18 protein-coding genes are annotated in these 25367 nt (G+C 69.8%); 6 read left to right on the top strand and 12 right to left on the bottom strand.

The window, feature by feature from the left end; all coding sequences use genetic code 11:
• Positions 1-26: 26 nt before the first annotated feature.
• From LV75_RS25320 to LV75_RS25300, 5 genes are all read right to left on the bottom strand, one after another.
• Entirely contained in the window at positions 27-434 is a 408-nt protein-coding gene (locus LV75_RS25320; protein WP_253889510.1) for a DUF6234 family protein, read from the bottom strand.
• Between the two features lie 258 nt (positions 435-692).
• A complete protein-coding gene (locus tag LV75_RS25315) occupies positions 693-1199 on the bottom strand; it encodes a mycothiol transferase (RefSeq protein WP_253889509.1) in 507 nt (168 codons plus the stop codon).
• 18 nt (positions 1200-1217) lie between these two features.
• The gene (locus LV75_RS25310) at positions 1218-2675 is read right to left on the bottom strand and encodes an NAD(P)/FAD-dependent oxidoreductase (RefSeq protein WP_253889508.1); all 1458 of its coding nucleotides are present in this window, start codon (positions 2673-2675) and stop codon (positions 1218-1220) included.
• Between the two features lie 139 nt (positions 2676-2814).
• Positions 2815-6189, bottom strand: a complete 3375-nt coding sequence (locus LV75_RS25305) for an MFS transporter (RefSeq protein WP_253889507.1) — start codon at positions 6187-6189, stop codon at positions 2815-2817.
• Complete coding sequence (locus LV75_RS25300) at positions 6186-8150, bottom strand: hypothetical protein (protein ID WP_253889506.1); 1965 nt, start codon at positions 8148-8150, stop codon at positions 6186-6188. The genes LV75_RS25305 and LV75_RS25300 overlap by 4 nt, the downstream gene beginning before the upstream one ends.
• Before the next feature lie 520 nt (positions 8151-8670).
• Here LV75_RS25300 and LV75_RS25295 point away from each other — a divergent pair.
• The 5 genes from LV75_RS25295 (at position 8671) to LV75_RS25275 (ending at position 16662) form a co-directional block, all read left to right on the top strand.
• Positions 8671-10173 (top strand): hypothetical protein, encoded by a 1503-nt coding sequence (locus LV75_RS25295; RefSeq protein ID WP_253889505.1) that lies wholly within the window; start codon positions 8671-8673, stop codon positions 10171-10173.
• Positions 10170-11333 (top strand): hypothetical protein, encoded by a 1164-nt coding sequence (locus LV75_RS25290; RefSeq protein WP_253889504.1) that lies wholly within the window; start codon positions 10170-10172, stop codon positions 11331-11333. The genes LV75_RS25295 and LV75_RS25290 overlap by 4 nt, the downstream gene beginning before the upstream one ends.
• 10 nt (positions 11334-11343) lie before the next feature.
• Positions 11344-12225, top strand: coding sequence for a homocysteine S-methyltransferase (gene mmuM / locus LV75_RS25285; RefSeq protein ID WP_253889503.1), 882 nt, complete (start codon positions 11344-11346; stop codon positions 12223-12225).
• Positions 12222-14192, top strand: coding sequence for a tetratricopeptide repeat protein (locus LV75_RS25280; RefSeq protein WP_253889502.1), 1971 nt, complete (start codon positions 12222-12224; stop codon positions 14190-14192). The genes mmuM and LV75_RS25280 overlap by 4 nt, the downstream gene beginning before the upstream one ends.
• A 415-nt stretch (positions 14193-14607) precedes the next feature.
• Positions 14608-16662 (top strand): tetratricopeptide repeat protein, encoded by a 2055-nt coding sequence (locus LV75_RS25275; protein WP_253889501.1) that lies wholly within the window; start codon positions 14608-14610, stop codon positions 16660-16662.
• On the opposite strand, the gene LV75_RS25270 is transcribed toward LV75_RS25275, so the two are convergent.
• Genes LV75_RS25270 through LV75_RS25255 form a run of 4 tightly spaced genes read right to left on the bottom strand, consistent with a single transcriptional unit; the run spans position 16659 to position 20272 of the window.
• Complete coding sequence (locus LV75_RS25270) at positions 16659-17612, bottom strand: radical SAM protein (protein ID WP_253889500.1); 954 nt, start codon at positions 17610-17612, stop codon at positions 16659-16661. The genes LV75_RS25275 and LV75_RS25270 overlap by 4 nt on opposite strands.
• 12 nt (positions 17613-17624) lie before the next feature.
• Positions 17625-18899, bottom strand: coding sequence for a DegT/DnrJ/EryC1/StrS family aminotransferase (locus LV75_RS25265; protein WP_253889499.1), 1275 nt, complete (start codon positions 18897-18899; stop codon positions 17625-17627).
• 9 nt (positions 18900-18908) lie between these two features.
• Positions 18909-19748 carry a class I SAM-dependent methyltransferase gene (locus tag LV75_RS25260; RefSeq protein WP_253889498.1) on the bottom strand — a complete coding sequence of 280 codons (840 nt, stop codon included), beginning with the start codon at positions 19746-19748 and terminating at the stop codon, positions 18909-18911.
• A 29-nt stretch (positions 19749-19777) separates the two neighbouring features.
• Entirely contained in the window at positions 19778-20272 is a 495-nt protein-coding gene (locus LV75_RS25255) for a carboxymuconolactone decarboxylase family protein (protein WP_253889497.1), read from the bottom strand.
• A gap of 207 nt (positions 20273-20479) precedes the next feature.
• Between LV75_RS25255 and LV75_RS25250 the strand changes: the two genes are divergently transcribed.
• Positions 20480-21748: a glycosyltransferase family 4 protein gene (locus LV75_RS25250; protein ID WP_253889496.1), complete on the top strand. Its 1269-nt coding sequence runs from the start codon at positions 20480-20482 to the stop codon at positions 21746-21748.
• Between the two features lie 194 nt (positions 21749-21942).
• On the opposite strand, the gene LV75_RS25245 is transcribed toward LV75_RS25250, so the two are convergent.
• Genes LV75_RS25245 through LV75_RS25235 form a run of 3 tightly spaced genes read right to left on the bottom strand, consistent with a single transcriptional unit; the run spans position 21943 to position 24838 of the window.
• Positions 21943-22959, bottom strand: a complete 1017-nt coding sequence (locus LV75_RS25245; RefSeq protein WP_253889495.1) for a zinc-dependent alcohol dehydrogenase — start codon at positions 22957-22959, stop codon at positions 21943-21945.
• Positions 22959-23738: a TylF/MycF/NovP-related O-methyltransferase gene (locus tag LV75_RS25240; protein ID WP_253889494.1), complete on the bottom strand. Its 780-nt coding sequence runs from the start codon at positions 23736-23738 to the stop codon at positions 22959-22961. The genes LV75_RS25245 and LV75_RS25240 overlap by 1 nt, the downstream gene beginning before the upstream one ends.
• 2 nt (positions 23739-23740) lie before the next feature.
• Positions 23741-24838: a radical SAM protein gene (locus LV75_RS25235; protein ID WP_253889493.1), complete on the bottom strand. Its 1098-nt coding sequence runs from the start codon at positions 24836-24838 to the stop codon at positions 23741-23743.
• Positions 24839-25367 lie beyond the last annotated feature (529 nt).

The raw sequence follows: 25367 nt of genomic DNA, 5'->3' as shown, positions 1-25367 counted from the left end.
GTTCACCGCAGGCGGGTGGTGGTCGATCAGTTGCCGGGGCATCGGTTGTCGCCGCCGCTGTGTTCCTGGCAGATCCGGGGCTCGGGAGTGGTCGCGGGTGCCGGGTTGTGGCGGGCGTCGTATGCCCAGTTGTAGCCGGCCACGGCTACGCTCAGGAACAACAGGATCCCGAAGACGACCGCGGGCGCTCTCCGCCGGGTGATCGCGGCCAGCAACACGCCCACCAGCGGGACCCCGACGGCCACGATCTCGGCCCACATCGTCAGCCTGTCGCGTTCGGCGAGGTCAGCGGCCGTGTCCACCGGCGTGAACGCCCCGGTGAACGCGGCCTGCAGCACCAGCAGCGGGACACCGAACAGCCACGTGCAGAACAGCAGCACCCACACCAGCAGCAGCCAGCTCAGACGCTGGTCCGGCCGTTCCTCGACAGTCACCTCGCCAGCATGACCGATTCCGCAGCCCGCCGATGATGAGAAACGCCAGTCGCCGGTCGAGGCAGGGCGACAACTGCGAGCGTTAGCCATCTGGCCGGTGCGTGCCGTGCGGCGGGGATGACGACCAGCCTGAAGGTGAACACGGCCCACTCGGTCACCTTCGATCTCACCACGTAGCCGCCGCGGTGCTGATCGACTACTTCAGCCATCACACCTCGGAGACCGCTCTAGCGCTACCGGTTTCGGACTACCGGGAGATCAGTGGCCGACAGAGCCGTCTAGGCGTTCGCGGATTAGGTCGGCGTGGCCGGTGTGGCGGGAGTACTCCTCCAGGACGTGGAGGACGGCTACGCGGAGGGTCATCTTGTCGCCGTCTTCGTCGACTGCGGTGTCGTCCAGGTCGCGGGTGGGGAGCGCGGTGCGGACGGCGGCCATCTCTGCCAGGAGAGTGGCGTAGTCCGCTTCGGGGTCGGCGTTGGCCAGGTCGGTGAAGGCGGCTTCGGGGTTGTCGTCGGTGAAGAAGCAGTCTTCGGCGGGGGCGCCGGTGAAGAGGCGGTGGATCCAGCGCTCGTTGTCGGCCATGTGGCGCATGAGGCCGTGCAACGTAAGGTTGGACGGTTCGACGTTGGCGGTTTGGAGGGCGGGGCGGTCGAGGTCGGAGATCTTGTAGAGGAAGGTCTCGCGTTTGTGGTCGAGCCAGGCGAACAACAGGTCGTCACCCTCGGCGGGGAAAGGGGTGCGGGTGATCGCGGGGGTGCGCCACATGGAGGGGCCTCCGGATGCTCAGCGGTGGGCGTTGTAGTAGCGCTGCAGGGCCTCGTGGATCTCGTCCTCGACGAAGAACAGGAGTTCCGGCGGGGGCACGAAGTCGTGGTCCATCTCGTCCAGGACCTGGCGGAACGAGCGGCGGAACTGTTCCTCGATGAGGGGCGGGAAGTCCTCGGGGAGGTGCCAGTCGTGTTCGACGCCGACGGCCATGGTGTGGGTCACGGCGGTTTCGAGGGCTTCTTCGCGCGTCATTGATTGCAGCGGCGGGCGGACGGGGGTGAACACGTCCAAGTCCGTGTCGTACGGCTCGCCGAGGATTCTGGCGGCGATTTCTTGGGCGAGCATCGGGGATTGGTGTAAGCCGTCGCGGTAGGTGCCGGTCATGAGCCAGAGGCCGTCGACCCCGGCGTTGCCCAGCAGAGGGAAGCCGTCCAGCGGGATCGGGCGGTTGCCAACGTTGATCTTGAGGATGTGACCGTTGACGAGGTCCGCGCGCATCTGCCGGATGCCGCTGAGCAGCAGGTTGACCTCACCGATGGCGGCGGTGGAGATCGGTTTGGGCAACACCTCGTTGGTGGCACCGAGGTAGATGACCCCGTCGCCGCGGGGGACGACGTGCAGGCCGCAGGCGAACGCGCGGTTCGGGGTGCGGATGACCGAGTCCGGGATCAGCCCGTTCTCGGTGCGCACCAGCAGCGACACACCGCCACCGGCGACCATCGAGGGGATCTTGTCGCGGATCTCGGGGTCCACAGCGGACAGCAGGTCGTGCGAGGAGACGCCCGCGGCGAGCACGACGTTGTCGGCGGAGAGCACCTTGCCCTCGCCACGCAGCACCACGCCGGTCGCCCGGCCGCCTTCGACGATCACTCTGTCCACATGCGAGTCGACGAGCGTGCCGCCCGCCCGGGAGAACGCCGTCGGCAGGGCCCGCAGCAGAGCCGGGGTGTCGACGGCGTGCTCGCCGGGGATGAACATCGCCTTGAGCGGGCGGGACTTCGGCTCCGGCTCGAGCCAGGTGATGTCCTCCGGCTCGAGGTCCTCGTACGGCTCCTTGTAGTCCTGCATCGCCTGCCGGATCGCAGCGTACCCGGCGCTGTCGATCCCCGGCACGCCAATGGTGTTGAGGATGACGATGGTGCCGTTGGCGCTGCGGATGCGGGCCTCGTCGGACTCCTCGATCAGCGATTGCGCCCACTGGTCCCACATGCTCGTCGCGCGCACGTCCATGGCCAGCTTCAACCGGCCGTACTCGCTGCGCATCAGCGTCGGGGTGACCTCGCCGAAGCAGCCGTTCATCGCCCCGGCCGCCACCGACGCCGCCAGCGGTCGCCCGACCTCGCCGACGACGGCGACCCGCAGTCCCCGCCTGGCCAGCACCAGCCCGAGCGAGAGACCGAGGCCACCGTTGCCGACGACAATGGTGTCGAAGGTGGTCGGGAGATCAGAGGAATCGACTGCTGAATTGGACATGGGCACCCGTCGCTAAGGTCGACACCGGCAGTGGCGGAAATCGCGCCGATAGGCTCGCTCCGCACCACCATACCCACAGTGGACGGTCCACCGACACGTTTCGCGCGTATTAACGAAGAACCGCTCCGCCCGGACAGGATCACCCGTCCGACATCGCCATCCCGGGCATTTCATTGCGGTAGGGCGGCGGGTCGTCGCGACCCGTCGCCGCGTTGACCGAGGCCAGGCCGGTCATCGACAAGGCGGGGGCGTCGGCGTTCTCCGGGCGGGTCGCGGGGTGGGTCGGCAGCAGCTCGGGCAGGACGTAGCTGTAGAGCCTGCCGACGAACACGTTGATACGACTCCACTCGTCGCGGTGGTTGACCGGGGCGATCGCGCGCCGGTGCGCCCGGGTCGCCTCGATCACCTGGTGGCGTGCCACCGGGTTCGCGCAGGCCCGCGCCGGTTGGGCGAAGTTGGGCACGCTGACATCGATCCACGCCTCGGTGTCGGCCTTGATCCCGTCGGCCAGCTCCCGGATAGCCGAGTCGGTGTCGGCGCCGTCGGCTCGGCGGCGCCAGTAGGTCAGCACTCGGGCGGCGTGCCCGAGGATGCCGGTGTTGATGCCACCACTGGTCAAGAAGTCACCGTTGCCGAAGGAATCCCCTGCCACCACGCCGTTGCGCGCCACCAGCGCGTCCACACCGGACTTCGCCTCGACCGTGAACAGCGTCGGGGTGGAGGCGATGCTGGTGCGCCGGACGTCGCTGAGCGGGATCTCGGTGATGATCGAGACCTGCCGCAGCCAGTAGTCGCGGATCAGGTGCTGGTAACCGGCGAAGTACTCCGGCGAGTCGTGGTCGGTGCCCTCGGGCACGAGCCCGCCCAGGATCGGGTCGAACGTGCGGAAGTCCGGCACTTCCGCGGCGATCCAGCCGATCTCGGCGTCGTCCTCGTGCCCGATCGCGGCTTGGCGCACCCAGTACTCGTTGCCGTCGCGGTCGAACTCTGAAGCGACGCGCTGGCGCATCCGGCTGTCGACGTAGATCGTCATCAACCCGACGAGGTAATCGCCTTGCGCGCGAACAGGACCGCGACCGTCGCCGTGGTCGAGCATCCGGTGCTCGAACTCCATGCCCAACCGCTTGGCGTCCACGCTGTGCAGGCCCTCGGCGACCATGAACAACTCCGGCACCCCGAGGTCGATGACCTTCGTCCCCGGCGCGCGGACCCGCCCGTAGCTGCGCTTGCCGTCCATCTCCCGGATGGCCTCGATGTGCACGCGCACCCGACCGTCGGCGTCGCGGGTGAACCCGTCGGGCTCGCCGCGGCGGCGCTTGGTCTGCTCGACGACCCGGTGGAAGCGGAACAGCCTGCACCGGGGCTCGACCCCGGCCGCGAGGTCCATCTTCTCAATCGCCTTGAGGTAGCGGCGCAGGATGATCAGCAGTTCCTGGGCCCCGGTCTGGAAAGCCGACCGCTCCCGCAACACCTCGCCCATGTCCCGGCCGATGCGACTCGGGTCCGGCACCATCGGCGCGTCGTACGAGCCGAGCGACTCGACGCTGCGCATGGGCTTTCCGTCGGCGTAGCGGTCGTCGATGAACTCGACCCGTTGCACCACACCGGCGATGTGCGACTCGGGTGTCCACCCGGACACGACCTCGTCGGCGCGCGCGTCGCCGGGGCTCTCCGGATCGGGGTTGTAGAAGCACTCCCCCAGCAGGAACAGCGACCCGTCGCCGCGGCGCGGGACGCGGTCCTCGCCGAAGCGCTCCATCATCAGCCGGTCGATCTCGCTGAGGTGGTGGTACATGTCCTCGCGGATGTTCCAGTGCATGACCGCGACGTACGGGTCGCCGCGCAGGTCGACGCCCACAGCGCGCTTGCCCATCGCGATCGACCACAGCATCGCGGTCATGTTCGCGCCGCTGAGGCCCAGCGCGAGGAAGTCGGCGTCCTTGGCCCCGGCGAGGGTGACCTTCTCCTCGATCGGGGTGGACCGGCGGGTCGGGTCGAGCTCGGTCGGCGCTGTCTTCGGCACCGCGGGCTTGACCAGCACCGCCGCGACCACCAACGCGGCCAAGGTGATCCCCGCACCGACCAGGAACGCCAGGCTGTACCCGCTGGTGAGCGCCGCGTCGAGCGCCACTCCCCCGGTGACCTGGTCCTTGGCGCGCGCAGTGGCGACCGTGGCGAGCACGGCGAGCCCAACCGCGGCACCCAACTGCTGCGTGGTGTTCACCAGGCCCGAGCGGACACCGGCGTCAAACCGAGTCGCGCCCGCCACAGCGGCCGCCAACGTTGCTGGCACGGCGAAACCTGTGCCCAGGCCGATCAACACCAAACCGGGCAGCACATGTGCGACGTACACACCGTCGACCGGGATGAACGCCAAAAGACCGAGCCCCGCCGTCATCACGGCCAGCCCGAGCACCATGACCTGCTTGGGGTCGATCTTGCGCATCGCCTTGGGCGCCAACTTCAGCGTGACCGCGGCGATGGTGATCGCGACCGGCAAGAACGACAGGCCCACCTCGACCACGCTGAACCGCCGCACCTGCTGCAAGTACAGCGCGCCCAAGAAGAACGTCGCCGTCGGACCGGTGACCGCCAACGCGAGCGTCACATTCGTCCAGGTCACGTTGCGCGCCAACAAGATCTCCGGCGGCACCAGCGGGTGCTTGGCCAGCCGTTGCCGGATCCCGAACCCGATGAGCAGAACCAACGCCGCGCCAGCCAAGCCGAGCGTGCGACCGGAGGTCCAGCCGTGGTCGACCGCCTGGACGATGGTGTAGACCCACAGCATCAGCGAGGCGACGACCAGCACGGAGCCGGTGACGTCCACGCCGACGGTGCCGGAGTCGCGGCGGTCGTTGAGGAGCCTGCCCGCGAACAGCAGTGTCACCGCGCAGATCGGCACGTTGACGAAGAAGATCCAGTGCCAGTCGATGCCCTCGGTGAGCAGCGCGCCGACCAGCAGGCCGATCGCGGCGCCCGCGGAGGCGACGAAGGCGTAGAACGCCAAAGCCTTGCTCTGCTCCTTGGGCTTGGGGAACATCGACACGATCATGCCGAGCACCACGGAGGTGGCGAGCGCACCACCGACACCCTGCAGGAACCGGGCGCCGATGATCATCTCCTGACTGCCGGAGACTCCACACAGGACGGAGGCGACCGCGAACAGGCTCAACCCGCCCATGAAGACGCGCTTGGCACCGACGATGTCGCCGAGCCTGCCGCCGAAGAGCAGCAGGCCGCCGAAGGGGACCAGGTAGGCGTTGACCACCCAGGCCAGCTGCGACTCGGTGAAGTCGAGGTCGGCGCGGATGGACGGGAGCGCGACGTTGACCACCGACGCGTCCAGGATGATCATCAGGGTGCCCACGCACAGCACCACGAGGGCCTTCTGCCGCTCGCGCAGGGTGCGCAGCGGTCCGGCGCTCAGCGTGCGCGCGACGACGGTCTCGCCCAGCGACCCGAAGGCGTCGCCCTTGGGGCGCTGGACGAACTCGGGGTTCGGTTGCTCGTTCACGATCGCGCCGCACCCGCCATGTCGTCGGTCATGCCGCCGGTCATGCCGCCGGTCGCCGAACCGCTCATGGCCGGGTCCGCGACCAGCACCTCGTCGGTGTCGCGGCACAGCGGGTGGGTGTCGAGCAGCGGCGGCAGGTCGTGGGTGTGCAGCCTGCCCGCGTAGATCACCAGGCGGCGCCAGTCCGACGGGTTCAGCGGTACCAACGAGTGCCGGTGGCGGCGGGTCGCGTCGATGGTGTGCGCGCGCAGGCTGCTGGAGCGCCCGGTCTGCTTCTCGATCGCGGCGATCCGCTCCTGGCCGAAGTTGATCGGCACGGCCTGGCTGAACTCCTGCGCGCTGACGTGCAGCCAGCCGTCGGTGTCCTTCTTGATGGCGGCGGCCAGGTCGCGGATCGCGACCTCGGGCGCGGTGCCCGCGTCGCGGTCGAGCCAGTACTGGTAGACCCGCGACGAATGCCCGACCATGCCGGTGATCGCGCCGCCGCTGGTGAGGAAGTGCCCGTTGCCGAAGGAGTCCCCGGCGACCACGCCGTTGGTGGCGACCTGCGCGTCCGCGCCGACCCGCTCGACCAGGCTGAACAGCTTGGGCCCGTAGGGCATCTGGATCTCGTCGAGCTCGTGCACCGGGATCTCGGTGATCAGCGCGACCTGCTCCAGGTAGAACTCGCGCAGCAGGTGCTGGTGCGCGCCCAGGTACTCCTTGGACTTGCGGTCGGTGCCCGGCTGCACGAGCCCGGCCAGCACCGGGTCGAAGGTCTTGAAGTCGGGGACCTGCACCAGGATCCAGCCGACCTCGGGGTCGTCCTCGTGGCCCACCGCGATCTGGCGCACCCAGTACTCGTGGCCGTCCTTGTCGAACTCCGAGGCGATGCGGCGGCGCAACCTGCCGTGCACGTTGAGTTCCATCAGCCCGGCCAGGTAGTCGGCCTGGGCGACCACGGCGCCGCGGCCGTCGTGGTGGTCGACCTTGACGTCCTCCTGCTTGAAGCCCAACCGCTCGGCGTCGTCGCTGTTGAAGCCCTGGGCGATCATGAACAGCTCGGGGGTGCCGAGGTCGAGCACCTCGGTGCCGGGCACCCGCACCCGGCGGAACTTGCCCTTGTAGTCCAGTTCGCGCACCGCCTCGATGCGCAGCGACTTGCGGCCGTCGGGCAGGCCGGTGAAGCCCTCCTCCTGGCGGAACCACTTGACGTAGCCCTCGTCGCCCGGGTCGCTGGTGACCACGCGGTGCGACAGGAACAACCGGACCCGGGGCTCGACGCCCGCGGCCAGGTCCATCTCCTCGATGATCTCCAGGAAGCGGCGCATCATGACCAGCGCCTCGGAGGCGCCGATCTGGAAGGTGGACGGCCCGTCGAGCACGTCGGCGATGTCGCGACCGATCTTGGACGGGTCGTGGCACTCCGGCGGGCGGGGCGGGTCGGTGATGGTCAGCACCCGGGTGGGTTTGCCGTCGGCCCACCGGTCGTCGATGAACTCGGTGTGGTGGATCAGGCCCGCCACGTGCGTCTCGTCGCCCAGCGAGCTGAGGAACCCGCTGATGACCTCGTCGGTGTAGATGCCGCCGGGCTCGGTGTGCGGGGTGTAGAACGTCTCGCGCAGCTTGAACAGCCGTCCGTCGCCGCGGCGCGGTAAGCGCTCCTCGGGGTAGCGCTCGGCCATCAGCTGGTCGATCAGGCCCAGGTGGTGGTAGAAGTCCTCGCGGATGTTCCAGTGCACGCCCAGCGCCGGGTCGCCGCGCAGTTCCACGCCCACCACCCGGCGGCCCATGGCCACGCTCCACAGCATCGCCATCATGTTGGTGCCGCCCAGGCCCAGTGCCACGAAGTCCGCGTCCACCGCGCCGTGGGTGTCATCGAGTCGCACGCCCGCGTCAGTGGTGGTGTCCAGGTGCTCGGTCAGCGCGGCCCGCCCGCGCGCCTTGCGCCACCAGCCCGCGAAGTCGGTCTTCGATCCCATCTCATCCCCAAAGGTCACGTCGTGTCGGGGTGGCACGTGGTTCGCGCACCCCGAAGGAGGTAGCCCTCACCCCCGGTCGGACCGGGGGTGTGCGGGAAGGGCCACACCACGCCACGACGAGCCCGATCGACTCGTCGGTGACCTGGGGCCCCCGCGGATCACGCGCCCGCGATGAGCGGTCACGAACACCGAACGGGAACCTGGTTCGTGAACTGACGAAAGCCAGGGTGGCGTCGGCGCTGTGCCGATGATAGCAACCGGCGGCGGCCGTCGGGGCGAATTGGCGCGACGGGGTCGGCTGGCGCCCGGCCGGTGCTCGGCCGGTGCGATGTGGACGGCGTCCTTCGCGTCCGGCCGAAGTGGACCGAAACCGCTCGACGGCGGCGATCCTCTTGCTACGCTGGCGATCCGTCCACCCCCGACCGGTGCGGCGTTACTCCTGGTGGCCCAGATCCGCTGCTCTGCGCGGACCACCACCCCCGGTGCCGACCCGCCCTGACCGAACCCGAGGTGTGATCGAGTGACCCGACCGATGGCGACCGCGTCGTCACCCGTGGCCGCGACCGGCGACCCGACCCAGCTCGAGCGGATGGCCGAGGAGGTCGCGCACCTGCTGCGGCTGCTGCTCGCGGGCGCGCACCCCAGCGCGACGGACCGGCTGCTCGACGAGGCCGCGTGGTGGGCCGAACTCGCGGGCGGCGCCGAGGTGCCGCTGCTGACCGCCGTGCAGCGCGGGTTCGCGGTGCGGCAACTGGTGTTGCGCACCGCGGACAGCGACGGGTCGTGGCGCAACTCGCTGTCCTACATCGGTGACCCGAGCGGCGTGGACGAGGCCGTGTGCACTTACGACTACGAGCGCGCCGAGGTCCGCTTCCCCCCGGAGTCGCCGCTGGCCCGCCCGTACAGCTGGGTGCGGGGTGCGGACTGCGAGGTCGAGACCTGGTACGCGCGCAACGGGATGGCCGCGATCACGGCGTGGCTGATCGCGGTGGCGCGGATGGCCGGTGAGCGCGGGCGGCGGCACGTGGTGCTCACCAACCGGCTCTACCACGAGACCGAGATCCTGTTCCACATGGCGCGGCTGTCCGGGGTGGAGGTCCGCAAGCACGACACCGTGGGTGACCTGCTCGCCGCCGCGCACGCCGCCGAGGACCCGGTCACGGTGTTCCTCGACTCCAGCCGCCCCGACGGTGGCGCCGAGGCGCTGACCCGGGTGCTGCGCGAACTGGACCCGGGCAAGGTCGGCAGCGTCCTGTGGGACAACACCTGCGCGTCCTCGGCGGACAACCCGTTCGAGACCGTCGAGGGCCACCGCGAGTCCACTGTGGAGCCACCGGTCGTTCGCGCGGACCTGAACACCACGCTCATCGTGCTGCGCAGCCACGCCAAGCTCGACCAACTCGGCCTGGAGCTGTGCTCGCTCGGCTCGGTCGCGATGGTCACCACCGCGGCCAACACCGGCGAGGGTCCGCTGTGGTTGGAGGGCATGCAGCGGTTCTTCGCCGACGCCCTCGCCGTCACCGGTGCCTGTGTATCGCCCTCGACGCTGCGCCTGTTAGCCGCGGTCGACTTACCCGAGGAACGCCTGTCCGCCCGCGCGAACCGGCACCTGCGCGCGGCGAACGTGCTGGCAGGCGCGGTGCTGACCGAACGACTCGACAGCGCGCGCTACACCGTCGAGGAGAACGAACACCGCTGCTTCGTCGAGATCCACATGCTGGAGCTGCCCGGTCCTGAGCCGATCGGGGGCCCGCCGACCTGGCCGCTGTGGGACGACCTGGACGCCGAACTCACCCGGGTGGAGCAACACGCGGCGGAGCGGTCGATCCCGGTGTGGAAGTCGGCGAGCTTCGGCTTCCACTACACCGGCCTGAGCTGGTACGCCGCCGAGGACCCGCCGCGACCGCAGGGGCACCCGCACACGGTCCTGCGCGTCTGCTTCGGCATGCACGACCCGGCGGTCACCGCCGAGGCCGCCGAGATCATCGCCGAGCACCTGACGAGGAAGCAGTCCTGGACATGACCGACGTGATCACCGCAGGCCTGGTACCGGATGAGCGGATCTCCCCCGCTTTCCGCGATGTGCTGCTGAGCCGGTGCGCCGAGGGCGAGTTCGGCCTGGTGGCGGACCTGACCGAGATCGACCGCCGGTACGCGGCGGGCGCGGCGGCGGCCCAGCGCAACGAGATCCGCCTGCTGTGCGCGGTGAAGGCCTCGACGCACCCGGAGGTCCTGGCGGGCGCGGCCCGTGCCGGACTGGGGTTCGACGTCGCCAACGCGTTCGAGGTGACCGCGGCGCGGAAGGCCTCACCCAGCGCGTTCACCAGCCTCACCTCGCCAGGACTGCCGTTCGCGGAACGGGCGGAGCTGTTCGAGGCGTTCCGGCGCGGGGAGATCGACCGGTGGCACTGCGACTCGTTGGCGCAGTTGGAGGAGCTGGCGCGGGAATGCCCAGGGTCGACGGTGGGTGTGCGGGTGAACCTGGACGGGCTGGAGATCCCGGAGGGGATGCCGCTGTGGCGCCCCAGCCGGTTCGGGATCCGGTTGGACCAGTTGGCGCTGGCGCGTGACATCGCGGCGCGGTACTCGTGCTCGCTGCGGTGGATCCACGCGCACAACGGGTCCGAGGAGAACGACCTCGCGAGCTATGTGTTCACGGCGTCGGCGATCGCGGACGCCGCCGCTTCGTGCGGGCTGTCGCTGGAGTCGGTCGACCTGGGTGGCGGGCTGTTGTCGGAGGTTGCGGACCTCGACCCGTTCCTCGCCGCCGTGCGGGCCGCGGTGCCCGCCGGGGTGGAGGTCGTGCTGGAGCCGGGGCGGTTCTGGATGACCGACTGCATGGCCCTGGTGACGCAGGTGCTGGACGTGAAGGAGACGCCGACGCAGGTGGTGCTGCTGCTGGACTTCGGCCTGATGAGCCACCTGCAGTGGGCCGACCACATCCGGATCCCGGTGCTCGGGACGCTGATCCCCGGCGACACCCGGCCGTGGCGGATCTGCGGCCGCAGCTGCTTCGAGGAGGACTGGCTCGACGAGTGGGAACCGGTACCGGTCCGCGAGGGCGCCCCGATCCCGCGCGCGGGCGACGCGTTCGTCCTGGGCAACATCACCGGCTACGCCATCGAACTCGCCTGCGACTTCAACGGCGTGCACCGACCCGACGCGTACTTTCTCCGGACGTAGTCTTGATCGGGTGGACTTCCTGACCGAATCGCCCCTCGTGCTCGACGGTGGCCTGGCCACGGAATTGCGCTCTTGGGGCCACGACCTGTCGGACTCCCTCTGGTCCGCCCGCCTGCTCATTGACGAACCGGCCGCACTCGTCGCGGCGCACCGGGCCTTCTACGAGGCGGGCGCGTCCGTGGTGACAACGGCGACTTACCAGGCGTCGTTCGAGGGATTCGCGGCTCACGGGATCGACCACTCAACCACTGAACGCCTGTTGCGGCTCGGGGTTGAGGTGGCCGCGGCTGCCCGCGCGGAGTTGGCGGCGGACGGCCGCCAACGGTGGGTGGCGGCGTCGGTGGGGCCGTATGGGGCGCTGTTGGCCGACGGGTCCGAGTATCGCGGGCGGTATGGGTTGTCGGTGTCCGAGTTGGCGGATTGGCATCGGCCCCGGTTGGAGGTACTGGCGGGGTCGGGGGCGGACCTGCTGGCGTGCGAGACGGTGCCGGACGCGGTGGAGGCCGCGGCGCTGACGGTGGCATTGGCGGATGTCGATGTGCCCGCGTGGATCACGTACTCGATCGAGGGGGCGCGCACGCGCGGGGGCGAGCCGCTGGACGAGGCGTTCGCGGTGGCGGCCGAATGCCCGTCGGTGGTGGCGGTGGGCGTGAACTGCAGCGCCCCGGCGGACGTGGGGCCTGCCATCGCAGTCGCGCGAGCCGTCACCAACAAACCAATCGTCGTCTACCCCAACAGCGGCGAATCCTGGACGGGCGACTGGAGCGGCCCGTCCCGGTTCTCGGTGGAACTGGCGGCGGAGTGGGTAACAGAAGGCGCCTGGGCCGTCGGCGGCTGCTGCCGCGTGACCCGCTCGGACATCGCCGACCTGGCGCGGGTGGTGGGGGCGTGAGTGGGCTGCCGTTCCGGTCGGGAGCGGTGCCCGCCGTGGTGGACGGGTTCCAACCACGGCTGGTGCCGGAACTGGAGTCGCTCGTCAGCGGCGGGGTGGTGCTGTCCGGCCTCGGCGGCGTCGGCAAGACCCAGACGGCGGCGGAATACGCGGGCCGGGCGTCGGTGGACCTGCTCGGGTGGGTGACCGCCGCCTCGCGGTCGAGCCTGGTCAGCGGGTTGGCGGAGCTGGGGGCGGTGGTCACCGGGTCGGTGGTGGAGGACGCCGAACGGGGCGCGCGGCGGTTCCTGGACTGGTGCGCGAGCACCGACCGCCCGTGGCTGGTGGTGTTCGACGACCTCGCCGACCCGGCGGACGTCAAAGACCTCTGGCCGACCACCGGCAGCACCGGGCGGCTGGTGGTGACGACCCGGCGCAACGAGCGGTGGGCACTGCAGACGGCCACGCGGCGGCTGGTGTCGCTGGACGTGTTCACCGAGGCCCAATCGGCCGCGTACCTGCGTGGCGTGCTCGGTGACGCCCCAGGAGCGGATGACCTGGCCGTGCTCCTGGGGCAGCTACCGCTCGCCCTCAGCCAGGCGGCGGCGTACTTGGAGATGACCCCGGGCACGACCTGCGGGACCTACATCGCGAAATGGCGAGGAACGCCGCTGCGCGAGATGTTCCCGGACGAGGACGGTGGCTCCGAGACGGTCGCCAAGACCTGGGCGATCTCGATCGACGCCGCGGACAACCTGGCCCCTGCGGGCTTGGCCCGCCCGATGCTGTCGGTGATGTCGATGCTGGACCCCAACGGCATCCCGCTACCCGTGCTGACAGCCGAGCCGATCTTGACCTACCTGTCGACCGGCAGCGGCGAGACGGTCGGGGTGGACGAGGCGGCCCGTGCCCTCGGCGCCCTCCGCCGACTCAACCTGATCACCGTCGACACCGAACCGAGCGGACCCATCGCGCGGGTGCACGCACTGGTGCAACAGGTCAGCCGAGAGCGGCTGCCTGCCGAGCGGTGGGCGCTGCTCACCCGGCTGGTCGCCGACGCGGTACTCGCGAGCTGGCCGGATGTCGAACGCGACACCGAACACGCGGCGATGCTGCGGGCGAACACAGTGGTGCTCGCCGAGTTCGGCGGCGGCCACCTGTGGCAGTCCGGCTGCCACGAACTGCTGTTGCGCGCGGGCCGCAGTCTTGGTGAAGCCGGGCAGGTGCGGGCGGGAGTGTCCTACTTCCAGTCCTTACGCGCGGCTGCCGAACAGCACCTCGGGCCTGATCACCCCGACACCTTCAGAACCCGCAACAGCACCGGCTACTGGCAACGACAAGCCGGCGATCTCGCGGGCTCCTACGACACCGTCGTGCGGCTGTACGCCGACCGGTTGCGGGTCCTGGGTCCTGACCACCCCGACACCCTCACCAGCCGCAGCAACCTCGCCAGGCAACTGGACAAGGCGGGCAAGCTGGCCGAGGCGGCCGAGGCCTTCACCGACCTGCTGGCCGACCGGATTCGCATCCTGGGACCGGACCACCCCGACACCTTCACCAGCCGCAGCAACCTGGCCAGGCAACTGGGCCGCACCGGCGACGCGGCGGGCGCCGTACACGCTCTGGCCAGCCTGCTCGACGATCGAACTCGGGTCCTGGGCCCGGACCACCCGGACACTCTCACCACCCGCAACAACCTCGCCTATTGGCGCGGTGTGGCCGGGCACAGCGGAGTCGCGGAAGCCTTCGCCGAGTTGCTCGTCGATCGGCTCCGGGTGCTGGGGCCGGATCACCCCCACACCCTGGCAACTCGGAGCAACCTCGCGATCTATCAGGGGAAATCGGGCGATGCTGCCGGGGCAGCCCATGCCTTGGCCGAACTACTCGCTGACCGGCTCCGAGTTCTGGGACCGGATCACCCCGCGACCCTGGCGACACGGCAGAAACTGGCCCTGTGGCGCAGACGGGCCGGGCTGATCGACGAGTGAGGCCCACCGACGCGAGTTGGTCATCACCCCCAAGGCCACGTGCAACAGCCTGGCGGAGCCATGGGGGCAGCACATGTCCTAGCCGAACTACCCACCGACCGGATCCGAGTACTAGGACCTGACATCCCGCGATCCTGGCCGCACGGCGCAGCCTGGCCCTGTGGCGCAGAAGGGTCGGATTGGTCGACGAGTGAGGCCCCGCCAACGCGAGTTGCTTGTCACCCCTCAGGCCACGCGTAGCAATCCGGCTCAAGCCTGACTAGACCGTCGAGGCAGCGCAGGCCGACTGGCTCCGGGTCCTGGCCCCTAGCCATCCGATGCAACCTGGTCCTGTGGGGCGGGCGAGCCAGGCTGGCGGACGACTGGGGCCGTCCTGTCTGGTATCGCGTACGGGCGGATGGTCGATGATGGGGGCATGGGTGAGCTGAACCGCCTGGATGTGGATGTGTCGGGGGTCGCGGCGCAGATCCACACGGTGCACGGGTCGGTGACGATCGGCGGGGTCGCGCGGCCGGTTGGCGGGTTGCCGTACCGGTCGGGGAAGGTGCCGGTGGTGGTGGACGGGTTCCAGCCCCGGTCGGTGCCGGAGCTGGAGGGGCTCGTGTCCGGCGGGGTGGTGCTGTCGGGGATGGGCGGGGTGGGCAAGACCCAGACGGCGGCGGAGTACGCGAGCCGGGCGTCGGTGGACCTGGTGGGATGGGTGACGGCCGCGTCGCGGACGAGCCTGGTCAGCGGGTTGGCGGAGTTGGGCGCGGTGGTCACGGAGTCGGTGATCGAGGACGCGGAGCAGGGCGCGCAGAAGTTCCTGGACTGGTGCGCGAGCACGACCCGCACGTGGCTACTGGTGTTCGACGACGTGTCGGACCCGGCGGACGTGAAGGGGCTGTGGCCGAACACGGGGGCTCATGGGCGGCTGGTGGTGACCACCCGGCGCAATGAGCGGTGGGCGCTGCAGACGGCTACGCAGCGGTTGGTGCCGTTGGACGTGTTCACCGAGGCGGAGTCGGCGGAGTACCTGCGGGGTGTGCTCGGGGATGTGCCCGGGGTGGAGGAACTGGCGGAGCTGCTCGGGCACCTGCCGCTGGCGCTGAGCCAGGCCGCAGCGTACTTGGCGATGACACCGGGGATGACGTGCTTGGGCTACGTCGACAAGTGGCGCACCAAGCGGGCGGCGCTGTCGGAGATGTTCCCGGAGGACTGGTCGGGGCCCGGGGCGCGGATCGCCACCACCTGGACCATCTCGATCGAAGCGGCGAACCGCCTCCCGCCCACGGACCTGGCCGGGTCGATGCTGGGGATCATGTCAGTGCTGGCCCCGACCGGGATCCCGCTGGCGGTGCTGACCGCCGCACCGGTGTTGACCATGCTGTCCACCGACGCGGACAGCGCGGCGAGGGCGTTGGGGTGCCTGCGGCGGGTGAACCTGATCTCGGTGGACTCCGCCTCGATCGCCCGCGTGCACGCCCTGGTCCAGCACGCCACCCGCGACCAACTCGGCCGGAAACTGGTGATCGCGACGGCCCAGGTGGTGGCCAGTGCACTGCTGGCCAGTTGGCCCGCGATCGAGCGGAACACCGAGTACTGCGCGCTGTTGCGCGCGAACACCGCGGCCTTGGCCGCGAACTGCGAGGACCACCTGTGGCCGTTCCCGAGCCGTCAGGTCCTGTTCCGGGCGGCCACCAGCCTCGGCGACGCCGGGCAAGCGCACGCGGCCGCGGTCCGGTACCGGGACCTGCACGCCAAAGCTCTGCGCCTGCTGGGACCCGACCACCACCACACGCTGGTCTGCCTGGCGAACCTCGGCTTCTGGCACACCCACATCGAGGACTTCGACCAGGCGATCGAGGCGTACACCACCGTGGTCACCGCGTCACTTCGCACCCTGGGGCCCGACCACCGCGAGACCTTCGCCGCGCGCGGCAACCTCGCCAACTGCCACGGGCGAGCGGGTCGCGCTGACCTGGCGGCGGCCGCGTTCGCCGACCTGGCGGCCGAGTCGATCCGGGTTCTCGGTCCCGACCACCCGGACACGTTGACCACGCGCGGCCACCTCGCCCGGTGGCGCGGCGCGGCCGGAGATCCGAGCGGAGCCGTCACCGCCGCGCGTGAGCTGCTGGCCGACGCCCAGCGAGTCCTGGGACCCGACCACCACGAGACTCTGTCCACCCGGTACGTCTTGGCTTACTGGCTCGGCAAAACCGGGCACAGCGCGGAGGCGCTGGCGATGTACGCCGACCTGAACGACGATCGCACCCGGGTCCTAGGACCTGATCACCCCCAGACACTCGAGGCCCGCGCCACCCTCCTCGCCTGGCGGGCAGCCACCGGAGACGGAGCGAACGCCATTCAGGATCTACCGGACCTGGTCGCCGACTTGGACCGCGTCCTAGGGCCCGACCACCCGAACACCGTCATGAACCGCCGCGTCCTCGAGACTTGGCGCGAGCACAACGAACCCGGTGACAGCTAGGCGGGGACGGCGTTGAGGATTTCGCGGAGGGCGGCGATGCGGGCTGGGTCGCGAAGGGTCTTCATGCAGAAGTCGCAGATGTTTTGGTAGCGGTTGGTGGCGAGGTCTTGGAACAGGGGGTGGGTGGCGACCAGGTGGCGGAAGTAGATGGGGGAAGACGGGTCGTAGAACGCGGTGACGAGTTGTTCGCGTTCGTCTTGTTCGGTGGGGTTGGGGGTGCGGATGGAGCCCAGGAACACCGGGGTGCGCTTCATGGCGTCGGTGGAGATGTCTAGTTCGCAGCAGGCGTAGACGTCTCCTGTGGCGTGGACGGTGGTGGTGAGGCTGGTGCATTCGGGGAGTTCGTCGATGCGGCGGCTGACGACGATGTTGAAGAGGTCTTTGCCGCGGCCTCGGTCGAGGAGTTCGTTCTCGATGTAGGGCTCACCGGCGGCGTCGAGGGCGGCCTTGATGGCGGTGTCGACGTCGTGTTGGTCGGAGGGACAGAAGTTGATTTCGGTCAAGAGACCTGCCGCGCGGCCTGCTTGAGCGGCCAGGATCGTGCGGTCGACCGGGAAGTAGGCGACGTGGTAGGCGTCGGCGCTTAAAGACAAGCCTGCGATGCCCGCTTCGATGAAGGGTTCCAGTTTGAGCTTGGCGGTGCGTTCGTCGCGAGCCCAGAAGGCATTGGACTCCACGTCGACCACCAGGCCCAGGGAGCGGCCGTAGGCGATGACCTCGCACATCTGCTTGGGGTAGAGGAACACCTCTCCCCCGCTGAACGTGATGTGCTTCTTGCCGTTGCGGACCGCGGCGTCCAGGGCCGCGCGGACCTCGTCGATGGTGAGCCGTTCGGTGCGCTGCGGGCTGGACTCGACGATGCAGTGCGCGCAGGCCAGGTTGCAGGTGAGGGTGAAGTTGATCGCCACGCGGTCGCGCGCGTCGAAGCGGTCCCAGATCGCCTCGGCCATCCCGGCCTCCTCCTAGATGAGTTCCTTGTGCGCGTCGCGGACCTTGGCGACGGCGTTGACCAGGTCGGCCATGTCGGTGCTGTCACCGAGCAGGGCCTGGTGGTGGAAGATCAGCGTGCTGTCGCGGTATGCCTCGGCACCGGGGTAGGTCCGGCCGAGCGCGCGCTTGCGGCCCTCTTCTGTCCACACGCGACTGAAGCGCTTCTTGGTGTGCGGGTGCAGCATCACGCTGCGGTGCAACGGCAGGTCTGGCGGCCACAGCGCCATCCCGAGCTCAGCCGAGACCGCTTCGGTGACCCGGTCCACCGGGACCTCACCGAACGTGCCTGGCCGGAACCGGATCCCGTACTCGTACACCGACCGCTGGTCCGCCTGCTCCGGCACCGGGATCGCCGAGAAGTCACCCAGCGCCGCCAACCCGCGCTCCAGCTCGAGCGCCATCCGGTCGCGGTGCCGGTGCTGGCCGTCGAGGCGGGGCAGTTGGTCGAGCAGGACGCCCGCGGTCAGCTCGGACATGCAGTAGTTGCCGCCCATGACCTCGCCGGACTCGATCAGCTCCAGGTCGCCCGCGGCCAGCTCGCCGTCGGGGTAGCGGCGGGAGTCGGCGCGCAGCTGCTGCATCCGCCGGTACAGCCGGTCGTCGGAGGTGATGACCGCGCCGCCCTCGCCGCCTGCCAGCACCTTGCCGACCTGGAAGCTGAAGCAGCCCAACACACCGATCGTGCCGACTTTGCGGCCGCGCCACTGCGCCCCGTGGGCCTGCGCGCAGTCCTCGACCAGCGCGACCCCGGTCTCGTCGGCCAGTTCCACGAACCCGTCCAGGTCGGCGACGGTGGCGGCCAGGTGCACCACCAGCATCGCCTTGGTGCGCGGGGAGATCGCGGCGCGCACGGATTCCGGGGTGACGCAGCCGGTCTCCGGGTCGACGTCGACGACCACCGGCAGCGCCCCGACCCGCAGCACCGCGGCGACCGGCGCGACCCAGGTCATCACCGGCACGATCACCTCGTCGCCGGGACCGATGTCGAGCGCCTCCAGGGCCACGACCAGCGCGCTGGAGCCGTGGTCGACGCTGACCGCGTGCGGGACGCCGTTGTAGGCGGCGAACGCCTCGGCGAAGCGCCGCTCCCGGGACCGGGTGCCGTCGGTGGGCCAGCTGACCGCCCACCGGCGGGACCGCAGCGCTTCCAGCAGCGACGCCTCGGTCGCGCCGTCGTACTGCGGCCAACTCGGCCACGGCCGCGGTGCGCGCACCGGGGTGCCACCCAGCAGGGCGAGTTCGCTCATGCTTCTCCCTCAGTAGTTGGGTTTGCGCAGGACCATCAGGACGTCGCGGACGCCGAGCCGGGTCGGCGCGCCGCGGCGGGCGGACACCTCGGCGGCGAGCGCGGCCAAGTCCACCGGGCGGGTCAGCGCGGCGTCGTAGGCGGGCGGGGCGATCTCGTAGTCGAGGTGGTCGGAGGTGGCGACCTCGATCCAGTCGAGCCCGCTGGCGAGCGCGGCCGCCACGTAGTCCTCGAAGAACGCGCGGTTCACGGTGGTGCTGTCGTGCACGTGCCCGACCACCGCGTCGGCCAGGCCGTCCTCGACGCCGGTGCGCAGCAGGGCGCGCAACTCCTCGCGGGTGTAGAGCAGGTGCGACCACGGCGGCAGCAGTGTGTCGTCCCAGAACGTCAGGTCCCGCCCCTGGTAGCGCACGTACTCCAGTTGGTGCCCGTCGACGGCGCTCCAAATAGGACCGAAGTGCGCGTACAGGACGCCGCCGGGGCGCAACACCCTGGCCGCCTGCAGCAGCGACGGTCCGATGTCGACGAACTGCAGGGCGTTGCAGGAGAACACCGCGTCGACCGAGGCGTCCGGCAGCGGCATGTCCTCCGCGCCCGCGGCCAGCACCTCGCGCACCCCGGAGGGATCGGTCTGGGCGGCCCGGTTCGGGTCGACGCTGTACCAGCGGGCCACGCCGTGCTCGTGCAGCAGGGCCACCGGGAACGCGCCGCCGATCTCGGCGACGACCGCGCCCGCCAGCGGCACCCGCGCGGCGAAATCGGCGAAAACCTCTTCCTCGGACATCGCCAAACGCCCGATAAAAGGCGTGCTTGTAGCAGCCCCGGATTCCGGGGATAGCGAAGTGCTCATGTTCGATTATCCCCTCGACATCTGGCGCGCTATTCGATTTCCCACGGGCGGGCCGGGCCCGCGATGCGGTTCCAGGTGTTGATGATCGCGATCGACCAGACCAGTTCGGCCAATTCCACCTCGGTGAACGCCTTCGCGGCGGTGTCCCACACCTCGTCGGTCACCGGGCCGTCGGTGAGCCGGGTGATGGCCTCGGTCAGCCCCAGCGCGGCGCGCTCGCGCTCGGTGAAGAACGGCGCCTCCCGCCACACCGGCAGGCTCAGCAGCTTGCGGGTGTGCTCACCGGCCGAGATGGCCTCGGCGGCGTGCGCGTCGGTGCAGTACGCGCACCCGTTGAGCTGCGATGCCCTGGTGCGCACCAGTTCAAGCAGACCAAGGTCGAGACTGATCTTCTCGGCCGCGGTGTCCAGCGCCTCCATGCGCTTGGCCACGTGCGGGACGAGGTCGTCGACGGCCAGCCTGGGCACCAGCGGCCGCGGCTGCGCCACCGGCGTCTCGGCTGCCGTCTCCTCAACACTGCCCATCGAGTTCACTCCCTGTTCCGCGCCTGCCGTTCCAGGCGCACTATACCGTGATCCACTGAGCTTCCGGGGCGCTTTCGGCACTATTTCCGCGCCCGGCCGAAAAGGGTGTGGATTTAGGGGCCGGGCGGACCGGTCCGGGTGATAGCGTGGGCCATCGTCGGAATTCCCGGCCGTTCCCATGCCCCTTGTCGAACCGGAGGCAGACTTGTGATCGATCAGCAAAGACCCCCGATCCGGGTGTTGCGGCTGACGCCGCACTACTACTGGCCGCAGCTGGCGACCCGGTCGTGGCCGGTGAAGTTCGACGCCATCGGCGGCATGCAGTCGCAGATCCACCGGCTCACCAGCCAACTCGACGCCCAACCCGAGCTCGGCGTCGAGCAGACCGTCCTGACGCTGCGGCTGCCCGGGGCGCCGCGCGAGTGGGCGCTGTCCGAGCGCACCACGGTGCGCGGTGTGCGGATCCCGGTGCTGCCGCTGCGTTCGCGCATCCGCGGCATGGTCGACCTGAACCTCGCGTGGGCGCTCGGTGTGCTGTGGCACCTGATCCGCGAGCGCCGCCGCTACGACGTGATCCACGTGCACTGCAGCGGCGTGATCATCCCGCCGCTGCTGGGGTGGTTGCTGACCAGGGTGCTGCGCACGCCGCTGGTGCTGACGGTGCACTGCTCGATCATCGTCACCTACCACCCGATGACCCCGCTGGACCGGCTGATGCAGCCGCTGGCCCGCTGGATCGAGAAGAAGGCGATCCGCGCCGCGGCCAACACCGTCACGCTGACCCCGCGCACGATCCCGGTGCTGTCCTCGCGCACCGGTGTCCCCGCCGAGCGCTTCGCCGTGCGCCCGGACGTGATCGACGCCGACGCGTTCGCCGCCCGCGCCACCCCCGAGGCCGTCGCCGCGCTGCGCGAGCGCCTCGACCTGCCGCGGGGGAAGCCGGTCGTCGGCTACGTCGGTCGCATCGCCAGGGAGAAGGGCTGGCCGATCATCCTGGACATCGCGGCGCTGCTGCGCCCGTCCGGGGTGCACTGGGTGATCTGCGGCGACGGCAACGAGCGCGACCTGTTCGAGGCCGAGGTGGCCGCGCGCGGGCTCGGTGATCTCGTCACGGTCACCGGGTACCTGCCCAACGAGGACATCGCCACGGTGATGGGGAGCATGGACCTGCTGCTGATGTCCTCGCTGCACGAGGAGTTCGGCAGCGTGATGCTGGAGGCGATGGCCGTCGGCCTGCCGATCGTGGCGGTCGGCGTGGGTGGGGTGGCGACGGTGCTGGAGCAGGGCGAGCTGGGGTGGCTGGTGCCCGAGCGCACTCCGGAGGCGTTCGCCGAGGGCATCGAGAAGGCGCTGGCCGATCCGAAGTGGCGAGCCGACACGGCCGAGCGCGCGGCGAAGACGGTGCGCGCCCGTTACGACCTGGCCCAGGTGGCCATCGCCATCGCCGCCGTCTACGACAAGACCACCGGCCGTTGACAGGTCGATCGCGGATGTCCCGGGAACCTCGCTCCCCGTGGACATCCGCGGTCGACCCGCTTCCGGTTCGGACAAGTCTGACGAGGGCGCCACCCTGTGAACAGCCCGAATCCGACCACACGCGGGCATGGCAGCGACCGCGGATGTCCACAAGGGACTGGATTGCGGGGACATCCGCGGTCGCTCCTTCCGGATCAGGCGTGGTCGGTGACGAAGACGCTGCGCAGCGGTGGTACGCCGGACTCGTCGAGCAGGACTCGGTAGTCGGCGATCGGCAGTGCCTCGCCGAGCAGTGGGCCCAGGCGGACCGCCCCGCTGGTGACCACCTCGATGGCGCGGTCGATCTGGTCGAAGCCCGACAGCACGCCGTGGACGGAGATCTCGCGCAGCATGATCGCGCTGGGTTCCACGTGTGTCGCCTCCTCGCCGGAGTAGCCGACCAGCACGTAGTCGCCACCGGGGCGGGTTGCCTGGATGCCCTGGGGGAAGACCGCGGCCACGCCGGTGGCGTCGAAGACCAGGTCTGGCTGGGTGTCGCCGGTCCACTCGGCGAGCGAGGCAACCGAGCCGACACCCAACTCGGCGGCGATGCCCCGGCGGTGCTCGGAGGGTTCGGCGACGGTCACCGACGCGGCGCCGGAGGATCGGGCCAGTTGGGCGATCAGCAGCCCGACCGCGCCCGCACCGATGACGCCCACGTCCCGCCCGGCGACCGCGGGCGCGCGCTCGACCGCGTGCAGCGCGACGCACAGCGGCTCCAGCAGACATCCCTCGGCGCCGGAAAGGCCCTCGGGCAAGGGACGCAGGTTCGCCGCGGGCAGTGTGAAGGCTTCGGCGAACGCGCCCGCGCGGGTGAAGCCGACCTCGTCGAGGTCGAGGCAGAGGTTGAACTTGTTCTCCGCGCAGCGGGCACACGCGCGACACGGCGTGATGCCCTCGCCCACCACCGCCTTGCCGACCAGTTCCGGCCTGCTCGGCGCCTCCAGCACGCGCCCGGCCCACTCGTGGCCCGGCACGACGGGGTACTCGGCGTCGTGCAGGGTTCCGCGAAGTAATCGCAGGTCCGTGCCGCACACGGCGACGTGGGTGACCGCGACCAGTGCCTCCCCTGGCCCGGGCACCGGACAGGGGACGCGTTCGAGGGAGTGGTCCTTGTGCCCGCGCACGACCAGTGCGAGGACGGTGTCCGCGGCGTCGTCGATGACGGTCATCACGCACCGTCCGGGTTGGGGCTGTCGCCGAGGCGGTGGACGAAGAAGGCGCGGCCGTGCCAGCCGTAGCGCAGGAACTCGCTGTACTCGTAGAACCCGTCGGTGCGGGCGAAGCACTCGCGCATGGCGCGGCGCATGCCGAAGCGGGGGTTGGCCCGGTTGCAGTTGTAGTCGTCGAGCAGCAGCACGGCGCCGTCGGGCATCAGCTTGCGGCCGAGCAGGTGGTCGAGTACCTCGACCGACGAGGAGTACAGGTCGCAGTCGAGGTTGGCGATGGCGACCTCGCCCGGCAGCGGGTCCGAGGCCAGCGTCTCGGTGAACATGCCGCGCACGACGGTCCAGCCGTTGTCGCCGAAGCGGCGGCCGAACTCCTCGCGCAGCATCTCCTCGGTGCCGGGCGGGGAGGCGTCCTCGGCCTCGCGCCAGTAGCCGCTGTCGGCGACCTCGTAGGAGATCGAGTCGACCGGGTTGACGCTCTTGGGGAAGCCCTCGAACGAGTCGTAGACGTGGATGCGCCGGGGGAAGAACGCGGTGTAGAAGTCGGTCTGCGCGTCGAACTCGGTGATGAGGTCGGCCAGCAGCAGCGAGCTGAACCCCTCCCAGCAACCGAACTCGGCGACGTCGCCGGGGATGTGGCTGCCGTAGACGTACTCGAAGGTGGCCCGGAAGACGTCCCCGTAGACCTTGTTGGCCCGGTCGAGGTCCTGGTAGGTCGCGTTGGTGACCTGGGCCGCCGTCCGGACCTGGGGAACCGCCTGGGTGGTGGGGCTGCTGGTCATCATCACCTCTCTGCTGCCGCCGCGTAGAGCGCCGGGTCGACGTCGATGTCCATGTTCAGTTCGCAACAGCGGTGGCAGATGGGCTGCAGTCCCTCGCGGATCGTCTCGCGCATCCTGGCGTAGGTGTCGTTGTGGAACACCTCGCGCAGGCTGGACCCCTTGATGTTGCCCATGACCGTGTCGGAGAAGGTGGTGCAGCTGATCACGTCGCCGTTGGGCAGCACGGTGGTCTGCGCCCACAGCTTCATGCAGGTGTTGTCGCGCACGATGCCGCGCCAGTCCTTGGTGAAGAACCGGCTCTTGGCCTTGGCGTCGTAGCGGGTCGGGGCGATGAGCACCTCGACCGAGTCGGACATGGTCTCGGCCTCGGTGAGCAGCCGCTCGAGCTTGTCCGGGTCGATGTTGGCGTGCTGGTGCTCGTTGCAGTAGCCGGCCCAGGACAGGAACGGCCTGCCGGTGACGTCCTCGAAGGCGGCGCGGCTGGCCTTGCCCTCCTCCTTGGTGAAGTAGCTGGCGAGGCCGACGGTCAGCTCGTCGATGCCGTACTCCTCGGCCATGCGCACCATGTCCGGCAGCTGCTCGTAGTTCATGCCGGTCACCACGAAGTTCAGCGCGATCTTGGGGCCCTTGCCCGCCTTGCGGCCCGCCTCCTGCAGCGCCTGCATGCCCGCGACGGCGCGCTCGAAGGACTTGCGGCCGCGGATCGGGTTGTTCACCTCGGCGGTGGGGCCGTCGATCGAGACGTAGACGTCATCGATGCCCGCCTCGACCAGCTTGTCGGCGAAGCGCGGCAGCAGGGTGGCGTTGGTGCTCATGTCCAGGTTGCAGTTGGGCATCCGGGTCTTGGCGATGCGCACCAGCTCGACCAGGTCCGGGTGCATGAGCGGCTCGCCGCCCATGATGGTCAGGTAGGTCTTGGTGACGCCGTCCTCGGCCGCGGCGAGCTCGTCGACGATCGCGGTCCACATCTCGATGCTCACCTGGTCGCCCTTCACCTCCTCCAGCCAGGTGCTCTCGGCCGAGGAGTCGCCGTACATCCAGCACTCCCGGCAGGTCAGATTGCACGCCCAGTTCACGAAGACGGTGACGTGTCTGGGCACTACGGGAAGTAAGGGCAGATGGACCATTACATGCCTCCGAAAGATGGCAGCAGTGCTGCCCCACGACGCCAGGACGGCCGGAAGGGGATGGCTTGACAACGCGAGGTCAAGCCGCCTCTACTAGACCATGATGGCGCACACCCGGCAAGCGACTTGGCCGCTTTCGTGAAATTCAGCGGAAATGTTTTGGCAACACGCGAGTTGGTGTTGTCAAAGTTTCACAGTGGACAGTCCGGTAGTTCGTCCATTCCCCACACAGCGCGGCCGTCAGTGGCTAGAGTGGACGTCGGATCGGCGGCGACCACCACACCACCCAGGTCATGACCTGGGGAAAGTGGTCACCGGACGAGCCAGGGTGGACAGCGGGCGCCAGCCGGGGGGACGGGGGTGGACACGGCGGGGCGGGCCGCGACGGGGTCGGGCGGGGTGCCGGGACAGTCCGGTGCGGATGGTTCGGCGCGGTGCGAACGGGTGCGGGGATACCCCTATTCATCCCATGTCCGAGGGTGCTCGGCCGCCATTCTTGCGG

It is taken from the genome of Actinokineospora diospyrosa, assembly GCF_024171925.1.
GTDB classification, from domain to species: Bacteria; Actinomycetota; Actinomycetes; order Mycobacteriales; family Pseudonocardiaceae; genus Actinokineospora; species Actinokineospora diospyrosa.
This window is presented reverse-complemented; position numbering and strand designations above follow the sequence as displayed.